This window comes from Staphylococcus kloosii (assembly GCF_032139365.1).
Lineage (GTDB): Bacteria > Bacillota > Bacilli > Staphylococcales > Staphylococcaceae > Staphylococcus > Staphylococcus kloosii_A.
Window position 1 is genome coordinate 1 of record NZ_JAVTDB010000024.1, and the last position, 9,273, is coordinate 9,273.

The following is a 9,273-nucleotide window of genomic DNA, read 5'->3' on the forward strand; positions in this document are numbered from 1 at the left end:
AGCGTTTTCTAATTGAGAAGTATTATCACTTAATTTTAAAATCAATTTATATAGTGTGATATTTAAATTATTAACAATTGAAACGTCGAACTTACATTGAAACAAGTTTTCATGTAAGTTTCATGTTTTTGTTCTTAATAATTTTTATTTGGTTAACGTTCGTAATTGTAAAAAAGAAATCAAATAAATTATTTGTTTCTCAGGGGGGACTTCCTTTTGGCTTACACGAAAAATCAATTCTATTTAAGACGCTTACACTCATTATTAGGCGTAATTCCAATCGGTGGCTTTTTACTTGTGCATTTACTTGTAAACCATCAAGCAACTAAAGGTGCGTCTGCTTTTGATAAAGCAGCGGGATTCATGGAATCTTTACCATTTTTAATTGTTTTGGAATTTTTATTTATTTATATTCCTATTTTCTACCACGGTGTCTATGGCGTTTTCATTGCCTTTACAGCAAAAGAAAACGTAGGACATTATTCACAATTTAGAAACTGGATGTTTTTATTACAAAGAATTACAGGTGTAATTACTTTCGTCTTCGTCGGTATTCACTTATGGCAAACACGTATCCAAGTAGCTTTGGGACATCCGGTAAACTTTGATTTAGTTCATGACATCGTTTCAAATCCATTGTGGTTAATCTTTTACATAATCTGTACGTTATCTGTGACATTCCACTTTGCAAACGGGTTATGGTCATTCTTAGTTACATGGGGTGTCTTGCAATCTAAGAAATCTCAACAAGTGTTCACATGGGTATCATTAATTGTATTTTTAGTAGTAAGTTACATCGGTATTAGTGCAATCTTAGCGTTCTTATAATATTTAAATTAAATTAGGTTTTAGATACATTTTAGGGGAGTGACATAGTATGGCAGAGAAGAAAGTTATTGTTGTCGGTGGAGGACTTGCCGGTCTGATGGCAACAATTAAAGCAGCAGAGCAAGGTGCATATGTAGACTTGTTCTCCATCGTGCCTGTTAAACGTTCACATTCTGTTTGTGCCCAAGGTGGTATAAATGGAGCAGTAAATACAAAAGGTGAAGGAGATTCTCCAGCAGTTCACCTTGATGACACAGTATACGGTGGGGACTTCTTAGCAAACCAACCACCAGTAAAAGCAATGACAGATGCAGCGCCACAGATCATCCATTTATTGGACCGTATGGGCGTTATGTTTAACAGAACTAACGAAGGTCTTTTAGACTTCAGACGTTTCGGAGGTACATTACATCATAGAACAGCATACGCAGGTGCAACTACAGGGCAACAATTACTTTACGCTTTAGACGAACAAGTTCGTAGTCATGAAGTAGATGGTCTTGTAAACAAATTTGAAGGCTGGGAATTTTTAGGCATAGTTAAAGATGATGACAATATGGCAAGAGGTATCGTAGCGCAAAACCTTACGACTTCTGAAATTAAGTCATTCGGTGCTGACGCCGTCATTATGGCTACAGGTGGACCTGGTATCATCTTTGGTAAAACTACAAACTCTATGATTAATACGGGTTCAGCGGCATCTATTGCATATCAAGATGGTGCATTATATGCAAACGGTGAGTTTATTCAAATTCACCCAACAGCAATTCCTGGCGACGATAAATTAAGATTAATGAGTGAGTCAGCACGTGGTGAAGGTGGCCGTATTTGGACTTATAAAGATGGTAAACCTTGGTACTTCTTAGAAGAAAAATATCCTGACTATGGTAACTTAGTGCCTCGTGACATTGCGACTCGTGAAATCTTCGATGTATGCGTTAACCAAAAATTAGGTATTAACGGAGAAAACATGGTTTATTTAGATCTTTCACATAAAGATCCACATGAATTAGACGTTAAACTTGGTGGTATCATTGAAATATACGAAAAATTCACTGGCGATGATCCTAAGAAAGTACCTATGAAGATTTTCCCTGCTGTCCATTATTCAATGGGTGGTTTATACGTAGACTACGATCAGATGACTAACATTAAAGGTTTGTTTGCAGCTGGCGAATGTGACTTCTCACAACACGGTGGTAACCGTTTAGGTGCGAACTCATTACTGTCTGCAATTTATGGTGGTACTGTTGCCGGACCTAATGCTATTAAGTATATCGAAAATATCGAAACTTCTTACGAAGATTTAGATGATGAAATTTTTGAACGTAGAGTGCGTGAAGAGCAAGAAAAATTCGACAAGTTACTGCAAATGAAAGGCGACGAAAATGCTTATAAACTGCACAGAGAACTTGGTGAAGTTATGACTGCTAACGTAACTGTAGTACGTGAAAATGATAAATTATTAGAAACTGATAAGAAAATTCAAGAATTGATGGAACGTTACAATAATATTGATATTGAAGATACACAAACTTGGAGTAACCAAGCAGTATTCTTTACTCGCCAATTATGGAACATGTTAGAACTAGCAAGAGTTATTACTATTGGTGCATATAACCGTAACGAATCTCGAGGCGCACACTACAAACCTGAGTTCCCAGATAGAAATGACGAAGAGTGGTTGAAAACAACTTTAGCTGAGTTCCAAGGTAAAGGCCAAGATCCTAAATTCACTTATGAAGATGTAGATATAAGTTTAGTAGCACCTCGTAAACGTGACTATACGGCTAAGTCTAAAGGAGGTAAATAATCATGGCAGAAACTAAAGAAGCAAACGACGTACAAGATGTTCAAAGTACAGAACAAAGCAATAAGCAAAAAACGATTAAATTAATTATCAAACGTCAAGATGATGATAATTCTAAACCATACATGGAAGAATTCGAAATTCCATATCGTGAAAACTTAAACGTTATTGCATGTTTAATGGAAATCAGAAGAAATCCTGTAAATAGTAAAGGTGAAAAAACGACACCTGTTACTTGGGATATGAACTGTCTTGAAGAAGTCTGTGGTGCTTGTTCAATGGTCATCAATGGTAAAGCGAGACAATCATGTTCCGCAATTGTTGACTACTTAGAACAACCTATACGTTTAGAACCAATGAGCACTTTCCCTGTTATTCGTGACTTACAAGTGGATCGTTCTAGAATGTTTGATAACTTAAAACGAATGAAAGCATGGGTGCCAATCGATGGTACTTATGATTTAGGCCCTGGTCCACGTATGCCTGAGAAAAAACGTCAAACTGCTTATGAGCTTTCAAAATGTATGACTTGTGGGGTATGTTTAGAAGTTTGTCCTAACGTGACTCAAAATAATGATTTCGTCGGTGCACAAGCAATATCTCAAGTAAGATTATTCAATTTACATCCAACTGGGTCTATGACCAAGGATGAAAGATTAGAAGCTTTAATGGGTGGTGGAGGATTACAAGCATGTGGTAATTCTCAAAACTGTGTAAATGCTTGTCCAAAAGGTATTCCTTTGACTACTTCAATTGCAGCATTAAATAGAGAAACATCATTCCATATGTTTAAATCATTCTTTGGTTCAGACCATCAAGTTTATTAATAACTCTGTAACCAACATTTGTAACTATTACAAATGTTGGTTTTTTCGTATTGTTCGTTAAATTTTTAAGTATGATAAGTGAACATACCAAAACTTCTGTGCTACAATAAAAATTATTAACATTATGAGGATGAAGGCATTTATGGATAAACCAATTGGAGTTATAGATTCTGGAGTAGGTGGTTTAACCGTTGCTAGTGAAATCATACGACAATTACCTAACGAAACAATTTATTATTTAGGTGATATTAAAAGATGTCCGTATGGCCCAAGATCTGGTGAAGAGGTTAAACAGTTTACAATACAACTTGTAGAGAAACTTATGCAATACGATATTAAAATGTTAGTCATCGCATGTAATACTGCTACAGCAGTTGCTTTAGACGTACTACAAGAAAAATTAACAATACCAGTAATTGGTGTTATTGAACCGGGCGCAAGAACTGCTATCATGACGACACAAAACCAAAATGTTTTAATTTTAGGAACAGAAGGTACTGTTAAGTCTGAAGCGTATCGTCACCATATAAAAAATATTAATCCTAATGTAGAAGTGACGGGTATTGCATGTCCTGGATTTGTACCATTAGTAGAGCAAATGCGATATAAAGACCCAACCATTACAAGCATCGTCATTCACCAAACTTTAAAGCAATGGCGTAATAGTAAGGCTGACACTGTAATTTTAGGTTGTACGCATTATCCATTATTATATAAATATATTTACGACTATTTTGATGGTACGAAGACTGTCATATCATCAGGACTAGAAACTGCCAGAGAAGTAAGTGCATTACTAACATTCAGTAATGAACACGCAGGCTACAAGAAAAATCCGGAACATAAATTTTTGGCTACAGGAGATACTGAACACATCGAAAGAATCATTAAAGAGTGGTTAAATATGACTGTAGAAGTTGAAAAAGTCAATGTAGAGGAGCAGGTTACAAATGAAAGATATAGTCATAGCATCTAATAATAAAGGTAAACTCAATGACTTTAAAGTTATTTTTTCAGACTTCAATATAATACCCATTAGTGATTTAATTGAAGACTTTGATGTTGAAGAAACAGGTACGACCTTTGAAGAAAATGCAAAGCTTAAATCTGAAGCTGGTGCACAAGCTGTAAATAAAACTGTTATAGCAGATGATAGTGGCTTGGAAATTATGGCATTAAATGGAGAGCCCGGCGTTTACTCTGCAAGATATGCAGGTAGTGAGAAAGATGACGACGCTAATATAGAAAAAGTATTAGACAAATTAGGCAATAACACTAACCGTGAAGCACGTTTTGTTTGTGTTATTAGTATGACGACTGCTGAAGGCGAAACTATACAATTTAGAGGCGAACTAACTGGCGAAATTACACTTAATAAAATCGGTGTAGAAGGTTTTGGTTACGATCCTATATTTTATGTAGCAGAAAAAAATAAAACCTTAGCTCAAATGTCAGCAGAAGATAAAAATGAAATCAGTCATAGAAAGAAAGCCATCGCTCAATTACAAAGTTATATAGAAGGTGAAAACGAATGGCAAAATGGATAATTGTAAGTGACAATCATATTGAAAAAGGTATTTTATTTGATGTTATTAAGCAATATGACGACGTAGATGTAGCATTACATTTAGGAGATTCAGAATTTACTTACGATGATACGGAGTTAAGTTATTTTCATAGAGTAAAAGGTAATACAGACTTTTATCCAGAATTTCCTAACGATTTAACGGTTAGTGACAATGGAATAAATGCTTATGTTACACATGGCCATTTATACCAAGTCAATCAATCTCGTGAAAGATTAGCCGCAACCGCCAAAAGTAAAGATTGTCAATTTGCTTTTTATGGTCATACACATGTAGCTAAGTATGAGTTAATTGATGGTATTCATGTGATAAACCCAGGTAGTATTTCACAATCTAGAAGCAATATCGAAGAAACATATGCTGAGTTAATTATTAATGATGATAATACCGCTGCTACGCTTAACTTCCGAAATCGTGATCATCAAGTGATTGATGCTACTAATTTCGCTATTTAAAATAGCAGGGAGGGATGAGGACAAAAATATTATTTGTTTAAAAAATTTTGTAGTCCAGCCCCGGTAAGGATGAATAGAGTTGAAAGAAGCTTAATACAAGTGCGCTTTCAATTCGGTCATCTACTGCTTATATAAAAATAGAGACTGAAGACAATGATGTCTCGCCCTCTTTTATAACATTATTTTTAATATAATAATATTCAAAAAGCTCTAAATGTGGAAAATAAGCTATAATAGTGAAAAATCATCTTTATTTTTGCCCGTAAAAGTATTGCTTTATAATACACCTTTAGATATAATATTTATTGTGTTCAAAAATGTCATGTCCTGGTAGCTCAGCTGGATAGAGCAATGGCCTTCTAAGCCATCGGTCGGGGGTTCGAATCCCTCCCAGGACGCTAATTACCAATTCCTCGTTATGCTTCGTTTAACAAAACGTTGATGTAACGGGGTTTTGTTGTATATTGATGTTATTCGTTATACCGCATTCATCAGTTAGGTTAAACATGGTGCAGGCTTATATTTATCAGTCGTTTAACTAGGCACATGGCTTAATGGTTAAAGTGAATGGGTAGCTATTGTACAAGTTAAAAAATTTAAGGGTTATTGGTGTGGGAAATTTAAACATCTAACTAATTTGAGTACGGGAGACAGCTTGTGCCCGCTTAGTAAGATTGCAGACGCTAAAGTAGTATTAAATACGAAAAACACTGGTCAAGTACATATGTACTTGATCTATTTTTTTGTTAATATTAAATTGTATAATATAATGACCAAAAAAATAAACGGGAGTATAAAATGGTTGCTTTAAGAATTTTATTATTAATTTGTGTGTCAGTTTTTGTTGGTAATATTGTATTAATGCTTTTAGATAGTGCGTCTATGAACATTTGGATTGCTAGAATTATAGGTGGTGTAGCATGTGCTACTACAGGTATTTTTCTAACTAATTATTATCAAACAAAGAAAACTAAATGAAAATTATAATACTACTTAAATCATCCAAACTATCTACATTACTCACTAATTAATTATTTTTTTGGTGAAATTAAATTTTAGGCTATTTGAAATATTTTGCTATTAGTTGCATGAGATATAAAGTTAGTATAAGCTTAAGGGGAATCGTGTATGATTCAAAACTACTTAGGAGGCGTTTCTTATGAAAAGTATTGCAAAGATTACTCTAGCAAGTAGCGTTGTTTTTAGTTCAGTAGTGGGATTTGGTTTAGTCAACTCTGATAATACACATACACAAGCACAAGCAGCAGAAACACCTTATTATAATTATACAGGATATACATCAGCAAGTAGCGATTTTGTTTTAAATCAAGATTTTATTCAGTCGCTTAAATATGATAATTTAACGATTAATGGCTATAAGATTACTGAAAATTCATCTAACAGTGGCAAAGAGGTCAATGCTTACGACCAAACATTTTACAAAACTAGTGATAAAAAAGCAGACTCAGTTAATTTTAAATTAGATGGTAAAACAGTTTCAAAAGATGATTTATTAAAAGCATATGGCCAACCTATAGGAATGCCAAATAAAACATCTCATGGTTTGGACCAACAATATAAAGTTGGGGATAAATTAGTTCAATTCTATATAAATGATGGATATGTAACGGAAGTACAAATTAATAGTTAATATATTTTAACTAAGTAGACATCTGAATGTCTACTCGAGCCTGGGACATCACCGCTGATAATTGACAATTCGTCCTATAGCCACACTTCGCCATATATAAAATTCAAAATCTTTTTTTACCCACCTCCTAGGTGGGTTTTATTTTGTGAATATGTTTGCACGATATCTATACATAGCGTGTACACCTTTTAATGCGATTCATAGGGGGCCATTATAATTATTCAAGTATGTGGCTAATTAGAATATAAAAATTTAGTTTTGATATTGTATTATAGGGTACAACTTTAATGAGAAACAAAAAGGGTTCTCAATTAATAGACTTTACTCATAATTACGCATCAGTTTATGTGAGTAATTATTGTTTTGTTGTAAATATATTGGATGGCACGCAATTTTACTATTTTAAACTATTTATGCGTATTACTAGAGAGTTATTGTAATTAAAATTGACTCATTGTATACGAAAATACATAAAATTAATGAAATGGAGGTATTTAATATGAATTATTCACCAAAACAAGGAGTACGTAGTCATGGATTACCACATGATCCATTTAAGAGTAGTACTATTCCAAGACCGATAGGATGGATATCTACAACTTCTAAAGAAGGGAAAGATAACTTAGCTCCATACAGTCAATATCAAAATTTAACATGGGACCCACCTATGGTGATGTTTGCAGCAAACCAATCAGTATTAGGGGATCATGAACGTAAGGATACAGTTAAAAATGCTGAAGAAACTGGATGGTTTGTTTGGAATATGGCTACATATGATTTAAGAGAAGCGGTAAACTTATCCTCTAAGGCTTTAGCGCCTGATGTGGATGAGTTTGAATTTGCCGGGGTTTCCAAAGAAACATGCATTGAAGCTCCAGGTCACCGTGTTCAAGAATCACCTGTACAATTTGAGTGTGAATATGTACAAACCATAAGAATACCTACTGGCGATCCTGTTTCTACTGTAGATATTGTTATTGGTAAAGTCGCTCAAGTTCATATTAAAGACGACATTATTTTAGATAATGGGAAACTAGATATTAAATCAATTAAGCCTATTGCACGTTTAGGGTATTACGATTATACAGTAATAAATGAAATATTTGAAATGAAGGCGCCAGCAGCTTCTAAAGAAGAATTAGCTGGGTTAGAAGGTAGAAATTTTGATAATCAAAGCGATGAAGAATAGACGCTTTATTTAATAAACTTATTGAATAGCTCCTATACTTATATTTAGTATAGGAGTTTTTGATTGAACTATAATAAAATAACAACAATCTTTTTTCATAGCTAGTATTGTTGTAATGTGTAGATTTTTAAACAGCGCCCCTATGGCCCTTAGATAAGAAAAAACTTTAATATACCAGAGTCTACCGCGACTCTAAAGGAGTCATATTTTCGTTAACTTATTCAATAAGTTGTTTAATATACGACGTAGTCTATAAAAATTTTGGTAGGATTAAAACTATCTTTAAAAATAGGCCAAGTCCAGTCGTTATCAACTAAGGATTTTGAAGTTGGTTCTATTATAGATAAGAGAGCAAGTTATGCTAAAGAATGTCTAGTAAGTTTTCAAGGGTCAAAGGTGCGGAAGTTTGGAAAAGTAAGATTAAAAACTAAATTAGAATATGCTATTGTTTCAAAATTTGACGACAAGAAGGGCGCTTAGCCTTGGTTTTATAAACTGAATCATATTAACGAATATAACACATTGAGTAAAGAAGCTGAGAACAAGAAAATGCAAAATATTAAAATAGATTAGCAAATAAAAAAATGTGAAATGGTAGAGTAATAGCGAGCAATATTTCTAAATATAAATACTTAATTGTAAATAGTTTAATCGTGTATCGAAACATGTAATTTTAATAGTGTTTCATGGCATATATATTTAAATTTACTAAATGGCGTTAGGAGTTTTATTTCTATTTAATTAATGTTATATTACGAGTGTGTTACAAATATTTATGAGATTTGTACACTTAAGTTCTCTAGTATCATTGTTCTGCTCAAACAATGATACACAATCAAATGCTAACATTTGATTTAAATAGACATTCATTCTGTTATGGCAACCTATAGGTTGCCTTTTTTGTTTGTTGTTCTAAAATTTTTACTA

The 9,273-nt window shown here is 33.5% G+C and carries 9 protein-coding genes and 1 tRNA gene; all 10 read left to right on the forward strand.

Features of this window, described 5'->3' with window-relative positions; all coding sequences use genetic code 11:
* Positions 1-216: 216 nt before the first annotated feature.
* Complete coding sequence (locus tag RPL90_RS02795; protein ID WP_313543786.1) at positions 217-828, forward strand: succinate dehydrogenase cytochrome b558 subunit; 612 nt, start codon at positions 217-219, stop codon at positions 826-828.
* A 49-nt stretch (positions 829-877) separates the two neighbouring features.
* Complete coding sequence (sdhA, locus tag RPL90_RS02800; RefSeq protein ID WP_313543799.1) at positions 878-2,641, forward strand: succinate dehydrogenase flavoprotein subunit; 1,764 nt, start codon at positions 878-880, stop codon at positions 2,639-2,641.
* A 2-nt stretch (positions 2,642-2,643) separates the two neighbouring features.
* Positions 2,644-3,465: a succinate dehydrogenase iron-sulfur subunit gene (gene sdhB, locus RPL90_RS02805; protein ID WP_313543813.1), complete on the forward strand. Its 822-nt coding sequence runs from the start codon at positions 2,644-2,646 to the stop codon at positions 3,463-3,465.
* A gap of 142 nt (positions 3,466-3,607) precedes the next feature.
* Positions 3,608-4,441, forward strand: a complete 834-nt coding sequence (gene racE, locus RPL90_RS02810; RefSeq protein WP_313543830.1) for a glutamate racemase — start codon at positions 3,608-3,610, stop codon at positions 4,439-4,441.
* The gene (locus RPL90_RS02815) at positions 4,416-5,012 is read left to right on the forward strand and encodes an XTP/dITP diphosphatase (RefSeq protein ID WP_313543846.1); all 597 of its coding nucleotides are present in this window, start codon (positions 4,416-4,418) and stop codon (positions 5,010-5,012) included. Before racE ends, RPL90_RS02815 begins: the two co-directional genes overlap by 26 nt.
* Complete coding sequence (locus RPL90_RS02820) at positions 4,997-5,506, forward strand: metallophosphoesterase (protein WP_313543863.1); 510 nt, start codon at positions 4,997-4,999, stop codon at positions 5,504-5,506. The genes RPL90_RS02815 and RPL90_RS02820 overlap by 16 nt, the downstream gene beginning before the upstream one ends.
* Before the next feature lie 324 nt (positions 5,507-5,830).
* Positions 5,831-5,904, forward strand: a tRNA-Arg gene (locus RPL90_RS02825).
* Positions 5,905-6,304: 400 nt separating this feature from the next.
* Positions 6,305-6,484, forward strand: coding sequence for a hypothetical protein (locus RPL90_RS02830; protein ID WP_313543878.1), 180 nt, complete (start codon positions 6,305-6,307; stop codon positions 6,482-6,484).
* 181 nt (positions 6,485-6,665) lie between these two features.
* Entirely contained in the window at positions 6,666-7,157 is a 492-nt protein-coding gene (isaB, locus tag RPL90_RS02835) for an immunodominant staphylococcal antigen IsaB family protein (RefSeq protein WP_313543894.1), read from the forward strand.
* 499 nt (positions 7,158-7,656) lie between these two features.
* Entirely contained in the window at positions 7,657-8,346 is a 690-nt protein-coding gene (locus RPL90_RS02840) for a flavin reductase family protein (RefSeq protein WP_313543908.1), read from the forward strand.
* The last annotated feature ends 927 nt before the right edge of the window (positions 8,347-9,273 follow it).